Source organism: Polaromonas sp. AET17H-212 (assembly GCF_002379085.1).
Lineage (GTDB): Bacteria > Pseudomonadota > Gammaproteobacteria > Burkholderiales > Burkholderiaceae_C > Polaromonas.
In genome coordinates this window covers 1-18192 of the sequence record NZ_NBZW01000040.1, presented here as the reverse complement: position 1 = coordinate 18192, position 18192 = coordinate 1, and the positions used below count along the sequence as shown (strand labels likewise).

Below are 18192 nucleotides of genomic sequence, written 5' to 3'. Positions count from 1 at the left end.
AAAACCCCGGGCAGCGAGCCGACCGGGGTTGACGGCGAGCGTGATGCTCATGCCGTCGGGCTTCGCAAAGAAGAGAAGATCGTCTCCAGTGCGATGAAAGCAAGTGATTGCTCTCAGTTTGACCGGGGTTGGTTACCCGGCTGATGCTTGAAATACTCAAGCAATTGCAGGTTAAACCTCAGGCGCCCTCGGCGCAAGTCGAAATTTGTAATCAAAAATCAGCCCGCGATTGCCATTTTCTTGAGGGTTTACAGCTTTGCGCCCTTGTCCTACACGCTCATGCGGCAACTTCCGCATCGCCCTCCAAAAACGTGCTGCACGAATGCTCCGGCACTTTCTCTGAAACACCTTGCAAGCGCTTGAGTTAAAAGCCCTTGCGGTCAACACATACGGACTTCTTCTCCAAAAAATGCGCCGACCTGACGGGCTAGAGCGAAACCCCAAAAACCGCCCAAATGGGAGAAACAGGGGGTCTTGATCGTGTATTTGAGCTTTTAATGCCATTATTTGAATATCAAATTAATTTGATATTCTTGACAAGTTATTAAGCACGCTTTTAGAATCCGCCGTCCCACCCAAAACTACGGGACAACCCGAATCCGCTGCCGAACCCGGCAAAGTCAGACAAGGGGTCAACACCCCCAAGGCCCAGGCCTTGGTTTGATGGCGACCCAATCAAAGCGCACGGCTCAAAAAGTCGATGTGCATAGAAAGGAGTGCTATGACAGCGCTAGGACAATCCGCCCCCGCATCGGTTATGCGGACACTTCAGAAAAACGTGGGCAACAGTCTGGCAAACATTGCCGACGACATCGCCCAGGGCTTTTTTGAAATCACCCACAACAGCTTCGCACTCGTCGGCCTGGCCGTCGTGTTTGCCGTCATCACGCTGACCGCCCGACCCGACCTGCGTCAGGCCGGCGAATCCCGGCTGATGAGCTGGTTGCTGGAGCGCCAGGAAGCCGAGATTGGTTTCACCGAACCGGATGCGATCGACCGGGCCACGGCCGCCAACCCCAAGGACCTGCCCCGGCAACAGGCCGCGCTGGCCTTCTGGCTCAGCAGGAAGTACGGCGTGGCGCCCGAGCCATTGAGCGTGCTGGTTGCGGAAGCCTTCGAGATCGGCCAGAAAGCCAAGCTCGACCCGACGCTGATCCTCGCCATCATGGCGATCGAATCGGGCTTCAACCCGTTTGCGCAAAGCCCGGTGGGCGCCCAGGGCCTGATGCAGGTCATGACCAACATCCACCACGCCAAGTACGAGAACTTCGGCGGAAAACTCGCCGCCTTCGACCCGGTCACCAACCTGCGGGTAGGTGTCAAGGTGCTGCAGGAATGCATTGCCCGCGCCGGCTCGGTGGAAGCCGGCCTGAAGTTCTATGTGGGCGCAGCCAATCTGGAAAGCGACGGCGGTTATGCCGCCAAGGTGATGGCCGAACACGCCCGCCTGCTGGCTGTTGTCAGTGGCCGTGCACCGGCCTACATGTCGACCGTTCGCCCGCCGCTGGCCATTCCAGCGTCCCTGCCTGCGAACACAGGCACTGACGACCTGCCCAGTGGCAAGGCCAGCGACAAAGTCGCCAGCCTCGCAAGCTCCTGAGCGCGGCCCGGCCTTTCACAGGCCGGTCGTCAGCCAGGCGCCGGGTCCGTTACACTAGGGGTGTGCGCGACTGGCGATAGGCAGCCCCTGTTTTGCAGGGCGGTTGCTGACGTGGGATACCACTGGGAAGCGCACCGCTGGGCTCAAGCGATGACCACAGCGTTCAGCCGTTCGCCTGGGCAGCCCTTGTTTCATTCATCCGATGACAGGGACCACGTCTTGAAGGACTGCCATGTACGACCGCACCATTCTTGTGGAACAAACCGACCCGGAGCTGTGGGCTGCCATCGTTGCTGAAAACGCGCGCCAGGAACACCACATCGAGCTGATCGCCAGCGAAAACTACGCCTCGCCCGCCGTCATGGCCGCGCAGGGCTCGCAACTGACCAACAAATACGCCGAAGGCTACCCCGGCCGCCGCTACTACGGTGGCTGCGAGCACGTGGACGTGGCCGAACAGCTGGCCATCGACCGCATCAAGAAAATCTTCGGCGCCGAAGCGGCCAACGTGCAGCCGCATTGCGGCGCCTCGGCCAACGAAGCCGTGTTCCTGGCCTTCCTCAAGCCCGGCGACACCATCATGGGCATGAGCCTGGCCGAAGGCGGCCACCTGACGCACGGCATGGCACTCAACATGAGCGGCAAGTGGTTCAACGTCGTCTCCTACGGCCTCAACGACAAGGAAGAGATCGACTACGACGCGATGGAGCGCAAGGCCCACGAGTCCAAACCCAAGCTGATCATCGCCGGCGCCTCGGCCTACAGCCTGCGCATCGACTTCGAACGCTTCGCCAAGGTCGCCAAGGCTGTCGGCGCGATCTTCATGGTGGACATCGCCCACTACGCCGGCCTGGTGGCCGCAGGCGTGTACCCCAACCCGGTGCCGCACGCCGACGTGGTGACATCGACCACGCACAAAAGCCTGCGCGGCCCGCGCGGCGGCATCATCCTGATGAAGGCTGAACACGAAAAAGCCATCAACAGCGCCATCTTCCCCGGCCTGCAGGGCGGCCCGCTGATGCATGTGATCGCCGCGAAAGCGGTCGCCTTCAAGGAGGCGCTGGCGCCCGAGTTCAAGACTTACCAGCAGCAGGTACTGAAGAACGCCCAAATCATCGCGGAGACCCTGACGCAGCGCGGCCTGCGCATTGTCAGCGGGCGTACCGAAAGCCATGTCATGCTGGTGGACCTGCGCGCCAAGGGCATCACCGGCAAGGAAGCCGAGGCCGTGCTGGGCGCCGCCCACATGACGATCAACAAGAACGCCATTCCCAACGACCCTGAAAAACCGATGGTCACCAGCGGCGTGCGTATCGGCACCCCGGCCATGACGACGCGCGGCTTCAAGGACGAGGAAGCGCGTTTGACGGCCAACCTGATTGCCGACGTGCTCGACAACCCGCGCGACGCTGCCAACATCGAAGCGGTGCGCGCCAAGGTCAATGCACTGACGAGCCGGTTTCCGGTGTACCGTTGATGGACCGGCGCATGTGCAAACGCTACGCTTTTGATAGCCTCTTGCGCATGCCCGGTGCGGGCTGGAGGCCAATAATGCTTGCAAGTCCAGGCGAAGCCGCATGAAATGCCCTTTCTGCGGCCACCTTGAAACCCAGGTCGTCGAAACCCGGGTGTCGGAAGACGCAGACTTCATACGCCGCCGCCGCCAGTGCGGCGCGTGTGAAAAACGCTTCACCACCTACGAGCGGCCCGACGTCAACTTTCCGGCCATCGTCAAAAAGGACGGCCGCCGGATCGAATACAAACGCAGCAAGATCCTCGACTCCATGAACCTCGCGCTGCGCAAGCGCCCGGTCAGCACCGAACAGGTGGACTCGGCCATCGAACGCATCGAGGAAAAGCTTCTCAACCTGGGCCTGCGCGAGGTGCCGTCGGCCCGCCTCGGCGAGCTCGTCATGCGCGAACTCAAAAAGCTCGACAAGGTCGCCTACGTGCGTTTTGCCAGCGTCTACCGCAGCTTTGAAGATATTGACGAGTTCAAGACGCTGGTGGATGAGGTGCGAAAGTAACAGCGAAAAAAGCGAACCAGCAGCCTGCTGCCTGCCGCCGGCAGCAGGAGGCCGTCCAGAGCCAGACAGCCGGTTACTTGGACATGACACGCGGTTCCCGCCTGCATTGAAGTTCCCGCGCCGAGTTTTTAAACTCAGGGTATGGACACACCCCGCACCGGCACCCCTGGTTCAACGCCCTCTCGTCTTCCCGCGTCCAACCGGGGGCAGTCGGGCTTTTCCATCCTCGAGGTTCTGATCGCCATCATTATTCTCAGCATTGGCATGTTGGGCGCCGTCGGTATGCAGGCCGCGGCGATGCAGGCCAACAAGGAAACCCGCAATCAGGCCGCGGCGGCAACCTTGGGGCGGGAGCTGGCCGAAAAAATGCGTGGCAACCATACAGTCGCGATCAAAACCACGGCGGCAGACAACCCCTATCTTTTTGACAGCACCCTGACCGGAACCAGCACCATTGCCACTCCGTCGGTCAACTGCTTCACCGCCGGCTGTCCAACACCCAAGGATGCCGCATCCTGGGACGTGGCCGACTGGAAGGGGCGGGTCCTCAATGCCCTTCCCACACCCCGAGTCAAGGTTTGTTTTGACAAGGATCCCTTTGACAGCGCGGGCAAGCCACGGTGGGCCTGTACCAGCGACGGTGACGTTAGCGTGCTGAAAGTCAGCTGGACCCGCAGCAACACGGCAGGAACGCTTGAATTTGCCGATAGCACAGGCATTCCTGTCGTCGTCATCCCGCTCACAGCAGGAAGCTCCGAATAATGCGAAATCGTTTATCCCATGCAAGCCGCGGCCAACGCGGTTTGACATTGATCGAATTGCTGGTTGCCCTGGGCCTGGGGCTCGTGGTGGTTGTCATTGCAGCCACTGCGCTTTTGCTGGGCCAGCAGGGCTACCGTGCCGTAGATACGACGACACAACTGCGCGACCGGGAGCGTTTTGCCACTGACTTGCTGGGACGGGTCATTATCCAGGCCGGCTATCAGGATCTGGGCGCAGCCAACCTGGCGCTCCGTTCAACAGCCACACTTCTGGGCATTGACCCCGAACCCGACATCTATGGGTGGAACAATGCCGTTTACGCCACACCTGATGACCTGATTTTGAGCGAAAGCACCAAGATTGTGAACGGCAACAGGCCGGGGGCATGCTCGGTGAACGATACGTCGTGCAAAAACGGAAGCGATGTGCTGGTGATCCGCTACCAAGGGGTGAGCTCTCCCACCAATGCCTCCAAGGCCGATGACACAATGATCAACTGCAGGGGAGAAGGTGAGGCAGGGCTGCCCACAGGAGACCTCAATGATCGTGCTGTCAGTGTTTTTCATGTGACGCGCGACACCAGCGGCGAACCTTCGCTCTCCTGCTCTTATTACAAATTCGCCACAAGCGGAAGCCAGTGGATCGCTTCCACCCCATTGATCGAAGGCGTGGAGTCTTTCCAGGTTCTTTATGGCACCGACGGGGTGTCCCCCAATCTGGCACCCAGCGCCTCCGCAGTACAGGATACCGTCGCGGAACGCTGGCTGCGCGCGGACGAATTGACCGTGGCCGGCAACGCTGCGGGCACGCGTGAGAACTGGCGCCGGGTGCGGGCTGTACGCATCGGCCTGGTCCTGCGGGGGGCCGCAGGCTCTGCCCAGCAGTCCGCTACGGCTACCCTGTCCCCCTTGGGAAGCATGTATGCCAGCACCAGCGACACAGGCTCCAGCCTGGCCGTCGCTGCGGACGGACGGCTACGGCTGCAAAGCACCTTTACCGTTCATTTGCGCAACGACCTCAGGCTCCGATGAAACACCATCTTCCAGCATCGTCCGCCAACGCCCTGTCACGTGCGCGAACAAGGCAACGCGGCTTCTCGCTAATCACCACACTGATCCTTCTTGCCGTGGTCATGGCCCTGGGCATTGGCGCCAGCCAGATGGTATTGCTTGCCGAACGTTCGACCCGGTTTGACCGAGACCAGCAAATCGCCTTCCAGGCCGCAGAGGCGGCGCTGCTCGATGCAGAGTTCGACATTCGCGGACCCAATACTTCGATAAACCAGCGCGAAGCCCTTTTTTCAGGAAGACTGGCCGACATGGTGTCTTTCTCTGAAGGATGCGGCGCCGGTACAACGCGAGGTCTGTGCCTGCCCGCTGCCACGGGCACAAAGCCAGTCTGGTATTTGGTTGATTTCACCGATGAAACCAACGCGGCCAAAACCGCTAAGTTCGGCGAGTTCACCGGGCGAACCCTGTCGACCGGCAGCAGCGGCATTCGCCCGGAAATGGCGCCACGGTACATCGTCGAAATTATTCCCGATGCCACGCCAGGAAGCAGCAGCGGCAGCAGCGGGAGCCCCAAGGCGTTGTACCGTGTCACGGCCATGGGTTTCGGGCCGCGCAAGGAAACGCAGGCCGTCCTGCAAATGATTTTCAGAAAAGAGTAAACGCCATGAACTTCCGAACGCTCCTTTCAAGCTCCTCTGGCAAACCGCTGAAAACCTGGAGCGTCAGGCTTGCTTTTCTGGCGGCCCTGTCAGCCGTCACTGTGGGCGTTGTGATCAGCCAGACCGTTACCTTGCCTCCACTGGTTGATTTGCCAGCGGAACCGCTTTACATGAACGGTGCGAAAACCAAGGGGAATCTGACGCTGGCGCTGTCTGTTGAGTTTCCCACCGTGGGCCAAACTTACCGTGACACCTTTGACGGCACCAAGGAATATGTCGGTTACTTTGATCCCAAAGCCTGTTACAGGGCGGTGTTAAGCAGCGGCAGCATCGGCAACTATTTTGACTGGCAAACGAATAAAGGGAGTTTTAGCGCGACCTGTCCCAGCTCGCAGTTCGACGGCAACTTCATGAACTGGGCAACGTCCTCGGCCATCGACATCATGCGCTATGGCCTGACAGGGGGCAACCGCACCATCGACGACAAAGATACAACGGTCATTGATCGGGCCTGGTTGCCCGACAGCTTTTACCGAAATAGCAGCTATTTCACGGAAAAATTCATACCGAAATCGCAGATCAACGGCAGGACCGAACTAACTGACGCCTCATTCCCCGACGGAATGTGGATCTACAACTGCAGGAACCGCGTCTACTTCGCCAATGCCCAGGACACTACTGGAAGTTGCAGTAGCCCCTTCGGTGTGGCCGATGCCCAAAGCAGCAAATTGATCAAGGCAAACGCCAACAATAAAGGTAACTTCTACGAGGTCAGAAATCTGGTCTGTGACCCCAACAGCGCCACCAACCGGCTCATGACCTACGACCCGGAAACCAAGCAATGGAAGGGCTTGTGCTTCCGGTACCCTAACGGCAAACACAAGCCGGTAGGCCAGTTCCAGGTGAATGCCGAAAACATCCGAATTGGGGTTTTTGGCTACCTTCAGGACAACAACCGTTCACGTTACGGCGGCGTACTACGCGCTCCGCTCAAATACCTGGGCCCCAAGAAATACGACAACAATTTCAACCTCGAAACGGCGGCCAATGCTCGCACCGAATGGGATGCGAACACAGGGGTGTTTATCGATAACCCCCAAAGCGGGGACTCGACTTACAGCGACCAAGGCTATCCCAGGAGTGGGGCCATCATGTACATCAACAAGTTTGGCACGCTTAATCCGGACACCATCGGCGCCTACAAAGAACTTGATCCTGTGAGTGAGCTCTTTTATGAAGCCATCCGTTATCTTCAGGGCAAGCAACCCACCAGCCAGGCCGTTTCGGGTTTTTCGGGAACAGCATCGACCGATAAAGCCTTGAAAGACAATTTCCCCGCCTATGCAACTTGGACGGATCCATTCGCTGGCTTTACCGATACCTCAGGTACAGGCAACGGATGCCTGCGAAACAGCATTTTGACGATTGCTGACGTTTTCACGCACAGCGACCGCTCGGTGCCAGGCAATGCCGTCACAAGCAATAATGATTTTGCGCGAAGCGCGGAAACCAACCCTGCACTTGATGTTCCGTTCTGGACCAGCGTGGTCGGCAGCTTCGAGAGCAAGCTCACCACCACCACAGGCGCAATAACCTACACCGACAGCCAGGGGCGTACCCAGATTGCGGGCAACCTTTCAGGAAACACGCTGTATCCTGCCCTCGCGGATGCCGCCACGATGAACACAGGCGCCACAGGAGGTTCCTACCACATGGCCGGCCTCGCCTACTGGGCCAACACCCAGAGTTTTCGTACCGATCTCCCTAAAGGTCGTATCAAGACCTATGCGATCGACGTCAATGAAAACCGCGCCAGCGACACAGTCAGTTTCCGCCGGACCCAGCAGTTGTATCTTGGTGCCAAGTATGGAGGGTTCGATGACAGCGCGAACGGCAACACTGGCAGTCCCTACTCAGGAGGTACGAATGTGCTTTGGCAGGCCACGGATGGAGATGCCAAGAATTATTTCCTGGTCAGTGATGCCGCCAAATTTCTGGACTCTCTTTCTGAGATATTTGCGCGCGTAGTGGAAGAAACCGGAAGTATTGCCGGCGGCGCCATTTCCACGCAGCGCTTGACAGTGGGTCAGGCAGCAGCTGTGTTTCAAGCACGTTTCAACCCGGTTGCCAATTACTGGAGTGGCCGCTTGCTCAAGTATCCACTGTCGCTGGACACGGCCGGTACTTCACTGGTCATTGGCAGCACCCCCACCTGGGAGGCAGGCCAGGTTATGACCGCGGCTACGCTGATCGACAATGGAGCAGGCCGGAACATTGTCATTGGTGCTCCAATTGGCCTGCAGGCAACAGCTGCCCCGACACCGTTTACATGGGCAGACCTGAACACCGCTCACAAGACGTCGCTGAGCACCATGCCCTACACGACCACGGTAGTCATTGACGCGGCCATGGGCGAAGACCGACTCAACTACCTGCGTGGCGACCGGCGCAAGGAAATCAAGCCCACGAATCCGACAGCCCCCTTCCGACCGCGCGACATCGTGATGGGGGACATCGTCAACAGCGGTTTGGTCTATATGGGCAAGCCATCCGGAGGCGTGGCAGGAACCGCGTACAACACATTCTTCAACGACAACAAGAACCGCAAGCCAGTCATTTTTGCGAACGCGAATGACGGCATGCTGCATGCGTTTTATGACACCAACGGCAGGGAAGCTTTTGCCTATATTCCCGGGTTCGTCGCAGGCAAGTTGAACCTGTTACCCGACCAGGACTACAGCCACGTCAGCATCAACGACGCAACGCCCGCCATCGCAGAAGCTTACATAAAGGTAAGCGGCGTCGATAAATGGCGCAGCGTGCTGGTGTCAGGTGTTGGTGCTGGCGGACAGGGCGTATTCGCCCTCGATGTCACCGATCCCGAAACATTCACCAAAGACAATGTTCTTTGGGAGTTCACAGACCGCGATCACCCCTCGATGGGCAATGTGATCGGTACCCCCCAGATCGTCAAACTGCGCACGACCGATACAGGCATTACCCCGATATACAAGTGGTATGCAGTTGTCGCAAGCGGCGTCAACAACTACACTGCCGACGGCTATGCGCACTCCACCGGCAATCCATCCATCTTCATTCTCGATCTGTCGAACAAACCTGCCAGTAATTCAGGGCTGGCCTGGACTGAGGGCACGAATTTCTGGCGCATAGAGCTGCCGCAGACGAGTACCGCGATTGCAAAAGGCCTGGCGGGTCTGACCACGGTCAAAAACTTCGGAACAGGCGCTGTAGATAGCCTCTACGCGGGCGACATGCAGGGTAATGTCTGGAAACTGGACTTCACGCTGAAGGGTATCAACAGCCTGACAACCAATGCCACCACCAATCTGACAAAACTGAACCACAAAGTGGGGACCAGCAACACATTTTTTGTTGCCAAAGACAGTGCGAACGTGCTGCAACCGATTACCGGTGAACCAGTGATCAGCAATGCTTTTTTTGACAGCAAGCTGGTCTCCTTTGGAACGGGAAAATACCTGGAAACACCGGACACCACCGTGCCATCGAGTGTGACGAATACGTTTTACACGCTTCTCGACAATGGCCAGGCCATCAGCGGCAGGTCACAATTGCAGCAGGGAACGGTATCCACAACCGGCGGCACCGTGACGGTTCCCAGTTTTGTGTATGGCATGCCTCCTGCCACCGGAACCTCCGCTCTGAAAATGGGCTGGTATCTCGATTTCAACAGAAGTATTGGCGAACGACAGATCAGCGACATCACGGCCGAATTTGGACAGCTGTTTTTCGGCTCGCTGTTTCCGACCGAAGGCTCGTGCGGCGAAGGAGGCGGGCGGTTTTATGCGGTGAATGCACTCACGGGCAACGGTACGTCCGAAGTGTCCCAGGTGGGCATACTGGCCGCGCCCCTGGTCCTGGAAATTGGCAGCGCCGCACTGACCAACAGCGACACGGCCGGCCAGCGAACCGCCACCCGCCGAGTTGCCATCATCACGCAGGGGTCCAAAGGGTTGAAGGTTGCGGCTACCGGTGGAGGTGGTCTCTCCTATAACGAGCAGGTCGGGCGCCTCAGCTGGCGCCAGATCAACAATTACCGTGAAAACAAGAATAACTAACCTTGGAAATGATCATGCAAAAACGTCTGCCTATCAAACGGAACGCCCACTCGGGCTTCACGCTGATTGAACTGATGATTACCGTCGCGATCATTGGAATTCTGGCATCCGTGGCCTACCCAGCCTATACGGACTCCGTGCGCAAAGGCAAGCGGGCCGAAGCACGGACGGCGCTGATGAACCTTCTGCAGCAGCAGGAGCGCTACCTGACCCAGATGAACACCTATGAAACCTTTGCAGCAGGCACCCCTGGCGCCCTGCCGTTCAAGGCCTATTCCTCAGCTGACAGCACCCAGGCAAAAAGCAGTCACTTGCTCGGCGCAAGACTTTGCCAAGCGGTCAGCGGCGTGATCCCCACCAAACGTGACTGCATCGAGGTTTTCGCGGAACCGCAGGCAGGTGTTTTTTCTGACCCTCAAGTGACTTCGATGGCCATAGACACACAAGGCCGTCGAACCTGCACCGGCACAAACACCGAACGCTGCTGGAAATAAGGTCACGCCATGTCTCGAAACAATCGCACCGAACACCGTCTGGGCGCCCTTTTCTTCCCCCGCCAAAAGGGTTTTACGCTGATCGAGTTGATGGTGACGGTTGCACTGGGAGCCACCCTGATGATGGTCGCCGTGCCGAGTTTTGTGCAGTTTCAGCGAAATGCACAACTGTCGGACGCCGTCAGCAATTTCATCTCGGCAGCCAATACGGCAAGAGCGAATGCCATGAAGCAGGGGCTCAACACCTATCTTGTTCCCGCCACAGGAACAAACTGGAGTTCCGGCTGGATGGTGTTTGCAGACTCAAACTGGAACCAGGTCTATAACGAGGGAGTCGATGAGGTAATACTCCGCCATGAGGCATTGAGTACGGATATCACTGTCACCACGCCAGGGGCCAGTAGTTTTACAAGCGGTTATTTGCTGTTTAACGGAAGTGGTTACCCACGCTTGAAAAGTGGCGCCTTTGGTGGGGGAACGATGGTGATGGCGAATACCTCGCCGCGCTCCAGTTCCATCATCGTTGATCCAGCCGGCCGGGTGCGATCCTGCAAGACCGGAACAACAGGCTGTTCGTAGTTCACCGCAATACGACCCTTGTGACTGAACAACCGCAGGTGCTCATGCAGGGCACCCTTGACTCTGCTGAATTGGCGTTGCGCCTTTGCAGCCCCAACCCGCGTGTGGGCTGCGTCATCACCGATGGCCGCGGCAAGGTACTGGGCGCAGGCCACACGCAACGCGCCGGTGGCCCCCATGCTGAGGTCATGGCCCTGCGGGATGCCATGGCCCGCGGCCATTCAGTTGCCGGTGCCACCGCCTACGTCACCCTCGAACCGTGTTCCCACCAAGGCCGCACCGGCCCCTGTTGCGACGCCCTGATCGCCGCCGGCATCAAAAAGGTGGTCGCATCGATTGCCGACCCCAATCCCCTGGTGTCCGGCCAGGGCTTTGCGCGCCTGCGAGCGGCAGGCATTGAAGTTGAAGTGGGCCCGGGCGCAGAAGAGTCGCGCGAGCTGAACATCGGTTTTTTCAGCCGCATGATTCGCAAGACGCCCTGGGTGCGGATGAAGGTGGCGGCCTCGCTTGACGGCAAGACGGCGCTGGACAATGGCAAAAGCCAGTGGATCACCTCCGACGCCGCTCGAACCGACGGCCATGCCTGGCGCGCGCGCTCCTGTGCCGTGCTCACCGGCATCGGCACCGTGCTTGAAGACAACCCGCGCCTTGATGTGCGGCTGGTCGACACGCCGCGCCAGCCGCATCTGGTGGTGGTGGACAGCCGTCTGGAGACGCCGCTGGATGCTCATCTTTTCATAGCTGGTCGCGCGCTCTACATCTACGCTGCCGAGCAAAATGATGCCAAAAAAGCAGCCCTTGAAGCGCGCGGTGCCACCGTCGTTTATCTGCCGGGCAAGGGCGGCAAGGTGGATCTGGCGGCCATGCTGCGCGACTTGGCGCTGCGCGAGGTCAACGAAGTCCACGTCGAGGCCGGGTACAAGCTCAACGGGTCGCTGATCCGTGAAGGTCTGGTCGATGAGTTTCTGGTTTATCTGGCCCCCAAGCTGATAGGCCAGGGCAGCGGCATGGCCAGTTTCGGGCCGATCACCGAGCTGTCGCAGGCGCTGGACCTCGAGTTTCGCTCGACCGACCGGCTGGGCCCCGATCTGCGTATCGTGGCCAGAGTCAGGGGACGCGACCTCTTTTAGCCCTGCTTTGTCGGCCCGGCTCATGGCCGCCCGCAATCTCTGCGAAAATAGCGCAATGTTTACCGGAATCATCACCGGCGTGGGGCGCATCGTCGCCATCCATAGCCTGGGCAGCTCTTTGGACCATGGCAAGCGACTCACCATCGAAGCGCCATCGGGCTACCTCGACGACGTGGGCCTGGGCGACAGCATCGCACTGAACGGCGCCTGCATGACCGTGACCACGCTCGACCTCCCCAAAAACCAGTTCCTGATTGAAATATCCGCCGAGTCGCTGGCCAAAACCAGTGGTTTGACCGAACCCGGCCCGATCAACCTGGAAAAGGCGCTGCGCGCCAACGACCGGCTGGGCGGCCACATCGTCGCCGGCCATGTCGATGGCATCGGCACTGTCACGCATTTCGCCCAGGTGGGTGAAAGCTGGGAGTTGCGCATCCGCGCCCCGCGCGAACTGGCCAAGTACCTGGCCTACAAAGGCTCTATCACGGTCAATGGCGTCAGCCTGACCGTCAACCGCGTCACCGACCTGGACGGCGGCCAGGCCGGCTGCGAAATCAGCATCAACCTGATCTCCCACACGGTTCAAAACACGGCCCTGGGCCATCTGCGACCACAATCGCCGGTGAACCTGGAAATTGACCTGATTGCGCGTTACGTTGAGCGCATGCTCCAGGACGGAAAGAAAAACTGAACCATGACCATTGCCATCTCCCCTGTTGAAGACATCGTGGCCGACATGCGGGCCGGCCGCATGGTCATCCTGGTCGATGAAGAAGACCGCGAAAACGAAGGCGACCTGGTGCTCGCCGCCGACCACGTGACCCCGGAGGCCATCAACTTCATGGCACGTTACGGCCGCGGCCTGATCTGCCTGACCCTGACGCGCGAGCGCTGCGAGATGCTGCAATTGCCGCCCATGGTCACCCGCAATGGCGGCAAATACAGTACAGCCTTCACGGTGTCGATCGAGGCCGCCGAGGGCGTGACCACCGGCATCTCCGCGGCAGACCGCGCACGCACGGTGCAGGCCGCCGTGGCCAAAAACGCCAAGGTCAGCGACCTGGTGCAACCGGGTCACATCTTCCCCTTGCAGGCGGTCGATGGCGGCGTGTTGATGCGCGCCGGCCATACCGAAGCCGGCTGTGACCTGGCCGGCATGGCGGGCTGCTCGCCGGCTGCCGTCATCTGCGAGATCATGAAAGACGACGGCACCATGGCCCGGCTGCCGGACCTGCAGGTCTTTGCCGCCGAACACGGGCTGAAAATCGGCACCATCGCCGACCTGATCGAACACCGCAGCCGGCATGACTCACTGATTGAGAAAATCGGCACGCGGACACTGCAGACCGCATTCGGCGAATTCACCGCCCATGCCTTCAAGGACAAGACCAGCCAAGGATTGCATCTGGCGCTCGTCAAGGGCCAGTGGTCGCCCGAAGAGATCGTGGCTGCGCGGGTTCACGAGCCGCTGTCGGTACTCGACGCGCTGGAAACCGGCCGCTCCATGCACTCCTGGAGCCTGGACCAGAGCCTGACCCATATTGCCAAAGAGGGCAAAGGCGTGGCGGTGCTGCTCAATTGCGGCGAAAGCGCGGCACAGCTGCTTGAACAATTCGAAGGCACGGCCCGCGCCAGCCAGGCCCCCGAGCGCGGCCGCATGGACCTGCGCACCTACGGCGTGGGCGCGCAAATCCTGCGCGAGTGCGGCGTGCACAAGATGATGCTGATGGGCAATCCGCGCCGCATGCCCAGCATGACGGGCTATGGCCTCGAGATCACCGGCTACATTGCCAACAAAAAGGAATAACCGTGTTTGGTGCAGAAAAAGGTACGGCCGACAAGCTGGACGGCAAAAAACTCTCGATTGGCATCGTCCAGGCGCGTTTTAATGAAAGCATCACCAATGCGCTGGCCAAGGCCTGCTGGCAGGAACTGCTGGCGCTGGGTGTCGAGGAAAAAAACATCCACCATGTCAAGGTGCCGGGCGCGCTTGAGATCCCCTCGGCCCTGCAGGCCATGGCCGAGCGTGACCAGTATGACGCGCTGGTGGCGCTGGGCTGCATCATCCGCGGTGAAACCTACCACTTCGAACTGGTCGCCAACGAAAGCGGCGCCTCGGTCAGCCGGCTGGCCCTGGACTACCAGTTGCCCATCGCCAACGCCATCCTGACCGTCGAAAACATCGGCCAGGCCGAAGCCCGCCAGACCGACAAGGGCCGCGATGCGGCACGCGTGGCGGTGGAAATGGCCAACCTGCTGAACGAACTTGACTGATACCCCGGTCCCCTCCCCCAACAAGCGTGCCATGACTGAATCCACCCCCCTCAAACCCAAGCGCCCGCCGCAGACCCGCAACGGCCTGACCGACACGGGTGTCAAAAAAGCCGCCGACAAGTCAGCGCGCACCCGGGCACGCGAGTTTGCCCTGCAAGCGCTGTACCAGCACCTGGTCGGGCGCAACGAGGCGTCGTCCATTGACGCCTTCACCCGCGACCTGGTGGGTTTTCACAAGGCCGATGCGGCGCACTACGACGCGCTGCTGCACGGCTGCATTGACGAAGCCGCGTCGCTGGACGACAGCGTGACGCCTTTGCTGGACCGCAAGATGGCGGAAATATCGCCGGTCGAACATGCGGTGCTGTGGATTGGCACCTACGAGTTCAAGCATTGCCTGGACGTGCCTTACCGCGTGATCATCAACGAATGCATCGAGCTGGCCAAGGCTTTTGGCGGCACCGACGGCCACAAATACGTCAACGGCGTGCTGCACAAGCTGGCACCGGCCTTTCGCGCCGCTGAAGTCGCCGCCGACAAAAAAGCCTGAGGCGCGCGGTGAGCGACATCAGGATAGCCCGGCGCGCCCAGCGCATTGAACCCTTTTATGTCATGGAAGTGGCCAAGGCCGCGGCAACCATGGCCCAGCAGGTGGCGCACACGGCGCAACCCATGATTTTCCTGAACATCGGCGAGCCGGACTTCACCGCGCCGCCGCTGGTCCAGCAGGCCGCGGCCCGCGTCATCCGGGACGGCAACACCCAGTACACCCAGGCCACCGGCCTGCAGCCGCTGCGCAAACGCATCAGCGACTGGTATGCCACGCGTTTCCAGGCCAACGTGGCGCCCGGCCGCATCATCATCACCGCCGGCGCCTCGGCGGCGCTGCAGCTGGCTTGCCTGGCCTTGATCGAAGCGGGCGACGAGATCCTGATGCCGGACCCGAGTTACCCCTGCAACCGGCACTTTGTCAGCGCCGCCGACGGCAACGCGGTGCTGCTGCCGACCACGGCCGAGGAGCGCTTCCAGCTCAGCAGCGCGAAAGTGCAGGCCGCCTGGACCGACAAGACCCGCGGTGTGCTGCTGGCTTCGCCGTCCAACCCGACCGGCACCTCGATTGCGCCGGAAGAGCTGCAGCGCATCCACGAATTCGTGCACAGCCGCGGCGGCATCACCCTGATTGACGAGATCTACCTGGGGCTGAGTTACGAGGCGCATTTTGGTCAGACCGCGCTGGCCATGGCAGGCGGTCTCGGCGAGAGCATCATCAGCATCAACAGCTTCAGCAAGTACTTCAACATGACGGGCTGGCGCCTGGGCTGGCTGGTCGTACCTGAGGCGCTGGCACCGGTGATCGAGCGCATTGCGCAGAACCTGTTCATCTGCCCCAGCACCGTGGCCCAACACGCCGCCCTGGCCTGTTTTGAACCCGACAGCCTGGCCGAGTACGAACGGCGCCGCGCCGAGTTCAAGGCCAGGCGCGACTACTTCATTCCCGAGTTAAACCGCTTGGGCCTGACCGTGCCGGTGATGCCGGACGGCGCGTTTTACGCCTATGCCGATTGCACGGACGCCGCGGCACGGCTGGGCGTCAGCGGCAGCTGGGACTTTGCGTTTGAACTGATGAAACGCGCGCACCTGGCGGTGACCCCCGGGCGTGATTTCGGCACCATGGCGCCGGAGCAGTACGTCCGCTTTTCCACCGCCAACTCCATGGCGCAACTCAAAGAGGCCGTCGCCCGGCTGGAGGCCGTCCTTGGCTGAGGCCGCCGGCGCCGGGGCGGCCGCCCCGTTCCAGTGGCCCCTGCGGGTTTATTGGGAAGACACGGATGCGGGCGGCATCGTGTTCTACGCCAACTACCTGAAATTTTTTGAACGCTCCCGCACCGAGTGGCTCAGATCACTGGGCATTGAGCAACACAGTCTGCGCGAGAGCACCGGCGGCATGTTCGTCGTGACAGAAACCAGCGTTCGCTACCACCGGCCCGCGCGTCTCGACGATGAACTGATTGTTACCGCCCGTCTGATCGAAAAGGGCCGGGCGTCCCTGATAATCGGTCAGAGTTCGCTATTAAAATCAGAGCAAACGCCGGTACTGCTCTGTGAAGGCACGATACGCATCGGCTGGGTGGATGCCACCAGCCTGAAGCCCGCCAGAATTCCCGCCAACATCCTTGACCGTCTGGAAGCCAAAACATGAACCAGGATTTATCCATTGTCAGCCTCATTCTCAACGCCAGCTGGGTGGTCCAGGGCGTGGTGGCACTGCTGGTCGGCGTGTCGATCGCGAGCTGGGCCGCGATCTTCCGCAAGATCGTCTCGCTCAAGCGCGTGCAGTCGCTCAACGACGAGTTCGACCGCGAATTCTGGTCCGGCACCAGCCTGAACGACCTGTTTGCAGCCGCCAACCAGAACGCCAAGCACAGCGGCCCGATGGAGCGCATTTTCGCCAGCGGCATGCGTGAATTCCAGAAGCTGCGCGAGCGCCGCATGGAAGACCCCGGCACTCTGCTCGACGGCGCCCGCCGCGCCATGCGTGCCAGCTACCAGCGTGAAATGGATGCGGTGGAGTCCAACCTGTCCTTTCTGGCCACGGTCGGTTCGGTCTCGCCCTACGTCGGCCTGTTCGGCACGGTCTGGGGCATCATGCACGCCTTCACCGGCCTGGCCGCGCTGGAGCAGGTCACGCTGTCTTCCGTGGCGCCCGGCATTGCCGAAGCGCTGGTGGCCACGGCCATCGGCCTGTTTGCCGCCATCCCCGCGGTGGTGGCCTACAACCGCTTCGCCCACGACATCGACCGCGTGGCCAACAAGCTGGAGACCTTCATCGAGGAGTTCTCCAACATCCTGCAGCGCAACCTGGGCGCACATTCGCCCTCGGGTCACTGATCGGGATTGACGCCATGCCAGCAGTCAACTCCCGCGGCCGAGGCCGCCGCACCATCAGCGAAATCAACATGGTGCCTTTCATCGACGTGATGCTGGTGCTGCTCATCATCTTCATGGTGACGGCGCCGCTGATCACACCCAGCATGATTGCCCTGCCCAAGGTCGGCAAGGCGCCGGGCCAGCCGCCCAAGCCGATCCAGATCGAGATCAGCAAGGACGAAGTCATCCAGATCAAGTCGGCGGGCAACACCACCCCGGTCAAGCTCGGCGAGGTTGGCGCCGCCGTCAAGCGCCTGCAGCCGGCGGTGCCGGCCGGCGAGCAGGTCACACCTGTGGTGATCAGCGCCGACAAATCCATCAAGTACGAAACCGTGGTCAAGGTCATGGACGCGCTGCAAAAAGCCGGTGTGGCCCGGGTCGGCCTGTCGGTGCAGACCGGCAGCTGACCGCTTCCTGCGCTGAATTTTTTCATGCCCATCGCCGCCGACCGTCCCGAGTTTGCCCCGCACCGCGAGCCCGGTGCGTTGCGTGCCTTCGGCCTGGCGGTGCTGGTTCACCTGCTGTTGATCGCGGCCCTGACCTGGGGCGTGAACTGGAAGCGCAGCAACCCCGACATCTCGTTCGACGCCGAGCTCTGGTCCAGCGTGCCGCAGGAAGCCGCACCCAAACTG

Annotated in this window: 18 protein-coding genes, 1 pseudogene and 1 riboswitch; all 19 genes and pseudogenes read left to right on the top strand. The window is 60.5% G+C overall.

Annotation, left to right across the window (positions count from 1 at the left end; all coding sequences use genetic code 11):
• The first annotated feature begins 721 nt into the window (after positions 1–721).
• Positions 722–1600, top strand: a complete 879-nt coding sequence (locus B7G53_RS20695; RefSeq protein ID WP_096671254.1) for a lytic transglycosylase domain-containing protein — start codon at positions 722–724, stop codon at positions 1598–1600.
• A gap of 56 nt (positions 1601–1656) precedes the next feature.
• Positions 1657–1788, top strand: a riboswitch (ZMP/ZTP riboswitch).
• A 44-nt stretch (positions 1789–1832) separates the two neighbouring features.
• Positions 1833–3077 (top strand): serine hydroxymethyltransferase, encoded by a 1245-nt coding sequence (gene glyA / locus B7G53_RS20690; RefSeq protein WP_096671252.1) that lies wholly within the window; start codon positions 1833–1835, stop codon positions 3075–3077.
• Between the two features lie 100 nt (positions 3078–3177).
• Positions 3178–3627, top strand: a complete 450-nt coding sequence (gene nrdR / locus B7G53_RS20685; RefSeq protein WP_096671250.1) for a transcriptional regulator NrdR — start codon at positions 3178–3180, stop codon at positions 3625–3627.
• A 141-nt stretch (positions 3628–3768) separates the two neighbouring features.
• Entirely contained in the window at positions 3769–4389 is a 621-nt protein-coding gene (pilV, locus tag B7G53_RS20680) for a type IV pilus modification protein PilV (protein ID WP_096671248.1), read from the top strand.
• The gene (locus B7G53_RS20675; protein WP_096671246.1) at positions 4389–5420 is read left to right on the top strand and encodes a PilW family protein; all 1032 of its coding nucleotides are present in this window, start codon (positions 4389–4391) and stop codon (positions 5418–5420) included. The genes pilV and B7G53_RS20675 overlap by 1 nt, the downstream gene beginning before the upstream one ends.
• Positions 5417–6058 (top strand): pilus assembly PilX family protein, encoded by a 642-nt coding sequence (locus B7G53_RS20670; RefSeq protein WP_096671244.1) that lies wholly within the window; start codon positions 5417–5419, stop codon positions 6056–6058. The genes B7G53_RS20675 and B7G53_RS20670 overlap by 4 nt, the downstream gene beginning before the upstream one ends.
• 5 nt (positions 6059–6063) lie before the next feature.
• Positions 6064–10155 (top strand): pilus assembly protein, encoded by a 4092-nt coding sequence (locus B7G53_RS20665; protein ID WP_096671242.1) that lies wholly within the window; start codon positions 6064–6066, stop codon positions 10153–10155.
• A 14-nt stretch (positions 10156–10169) separates the two neighbouring features.
• The gene (locus B7G53_RS20660) at positions 10170–10649 is read left to right on the top strand and encodes a type IV pilin protein (protein WP_096671270.1); all 480 of its coding nucleotides are present in this window, start codon (positions 10170–10172) and stop codon (positions 10647–10649) included.
• A gap of 9 nt (positions 10650–10658) precedes the next feature.
• Positions 10659–11228, top strand: coding sequence for a GspH/FimT family pseudopilin (locus B7G53_RS20655; protein WP_096671240.1), 570 nt, complete (start codon positions 10659–10661; stop codon positions 11226–11228).
• 20 nt (positions 11229–11248) lie between these two features.
• Positions 11249–12358, top strand: a complete 1110-nt coding sequence (ribD, locus tag B7G53_RS20650) for a bifunctional diaminohydroxyphosphoribosylaminopyrimidine deaminase/5-amino-6-(5-phosphoribosylamino)uracil reductase RibD (RefSeq protein WP_441339010.1) — start codon at positions 11249–11251, stop codon at positions 12356–12358.
• 55 nt (positions 12359–12413) lie between these two features.
• The gene (locus tag B7G53_RS20645; RefSeq protein ID WP_096671236.1) at positions 12414–13049 is read left to right on the top strand and encodes a riboflavin synthase; all 636 of its coding nucleotides are present in this window, start codon (positions 12414–12416) and stop codon (positions 13047–13049) included.
• Between the two features lie 3 nt (positions 13050–13052).
• Positions 13053–14165, top strand: coding sequence for a bifunctional 3,4-dihydroxy-2-butanone-4-phosphate synthase/GTP cyclohydrolase II (gene ribBA / locus B7G53_RS20640; RefSeq protein WP_096671234.1), 1113 nt, complete (start codon positions 13053–13055; stop codon positions 14163–14165).
• Positions 14166–14167: 2 nt separating this feature from the next.
• Positions 14168–14632, top strand: coding sequence for a 6,7-dimethyl-8-ribityllumazine synthase (gene ribH / locus B7G53_RS20635; RefSeq protein WP_096671232.1), 465 nt, complete (start codon positions 14168–14170; stop codon positions 14630–14632).
• A gap of 31 nt (positions 14633–14663) precedes the next feature.
• Positions 14664–15182, top strand: a complete 519-nt coding sequence (nusB, locus tag B7G53_RS20630; RefSeq protein ID WP_096671230.1) for a transcription antitermination factor NusB — start codon at positions 14664–14666, stop codon at positions 15180–15182.
• A gap of 17 nt (positions 15183–15199) precedes the next feature.
• Positions 15200–16396 (top strand): pyridoxal phosphate-dependent aminotransferase, encoded by a 1197-nt coding sequence (locus B7G53_RS20625; RefSeq protein ID WP_096671268.1) that lies wholly within the window; start codon positions 15200–15202, stop codon positions 16394–16396.
• Positions 16389–16832 carry a tol-pal system-associated acyl-CoA thioesterase gene (gene ybgC, locus B7G53_RS20620; protein WP_096671228.1) on the top strand — a complete coding sequence of 148 codons (444 nt, stop codon included), beginning with the start codon at positions 16389–16391 and terminating at the stop codon, positions 16830–16832. Before B7G53_RS20625 ends, ybgC begins: the two co-directional genes overlap by 8 nt.
• A complete protein-coding gene (tolQ, locus tag B7G53_RS20615; RefSeq protein WP_096671226.1) occupies positions 16829–17521 on the top strand; it encodes a protein TolQ in 693 nt (230 codons plus the stop codon). Before ybgC ends, tolQ begins: the two co-directional genes overlap by 4 nt.
• Positions 17522–17535: 14 nt before the next feature.
• Positions 17536–17967 (top strand): ExbD/TolR family protein, encoded by a 432-nt coding sequence (locus tag B7G53_RS20610; protein ID WP_096671224.1) that lies wholly within the window; start codon positions 17536–17538, stop codon positions 17965–17967.
• A 24-nt stretch (positions 17968–17991) separates the two neighbouring features.
• A pseudogene (locus B7G53_RS20605) lies at positions 17992–18192 on the top strand (cell envelope integrity protein TolA); the annotation flags it as partial.

Excerpts from the sequence above, each read along its gene's own strand:
- nusB (WP_096671230.1), top strand. The coding sequence starts at position 14,664 with ATGACTGAATCCACCCCCCTCAAACCCAAGCGCCCGCCGCAGACCCGC.
- B7G53_RS20645 (WP_096671236.1), top strand. The coding sequence starts at position 12,414 with ATGTTTACCGGAATCATCACCGGCGTGGGGCGCATCGTCGCCATCCAT.
- B7G53_RS20675 (WP_096671246.1), top strand. The coding sequence starts at position 4,389 with ATGCGAAATCGTTTATCCCATGCAAGCCGCGGCCAACGCGGTTTGACA.
- pilV (WP_096671248.1), top strand. The coding sequence starts at position 3,769 with ATGGACACACCCCGCACCGGCACCCCTGGTTCAACGCCCTCTCGTCTT.
- tolQ (WP_096671226.1), top strand. The coding sequence starts at position 16,829 with ATGAACCAGGATTTATCCATTGTCAGCCTCATTCTCAACGCCAGCTGG.
- B7G53_RS20660 (WP_096671270.1), top strand. The coding sequence starts at position 10,170 with ATGCAAAAACGTCTGCCTATCAAACGGAACGCCCACTCGGGCTTCACG.
- B7G53_RS20695 (WP_096671254.1), top strand. The coding sequence starts at position 722 with ATGACAGCGCTAGGACAATCCGCCCCCGCATCGGTTATGCGGACACTT.
- B7G53_RS20670 (WP_096671244.1), top strand. The coding sequence starts at position 5,417 with ATGAAACACCATCTTCCAGCATCGTCCGCCAACGCCCTGTCACGTGCG.
- B7G53_RS20655 (WP_096671240.1), top strand. The coding sequence starts at position 10,659 with ATGTCTCGAAACAATCGCACCGAACACCGTCTGGGCGCCCTTTTCTTC.
- B7G53_RS20610 (WP_096671224.1), top strand. The coding sequence starts at position 17,536 with ATGCCAGCAGTCAACTCCCGCGGCCGAGGCCGCCGCACCATCAGCGAA.
- glyA (WP_096671252.1), top strand. The coding sequence starts at position 1,833 with ATGTACGACCGCACCATTCTTGTGGAACAAACCGACCCGGAGCTGTGG.
- nrdR (WP_096671250.1), top strand. The coding sequence starts at position 3,178 with ATGAAATGCCCTTTCTGCGGCCACCTTGAAACCCAGGTCGTCGAAACC.
- B7G53_RS20665 (WP_096671242.1), top strand. The coding sequence starts at position 6,064 with ATGAACTTCCGAACGCTCCTTTCAAGCTCCTCTGGCAAACCGCTGAAA.
- ribBA (WP_096671234.1), top strand. The coding sequence starts at position 13,053 with ATGACCATTGCCATCTCCCCTGTTGAAGACATCGTGGCCGACATGCGG.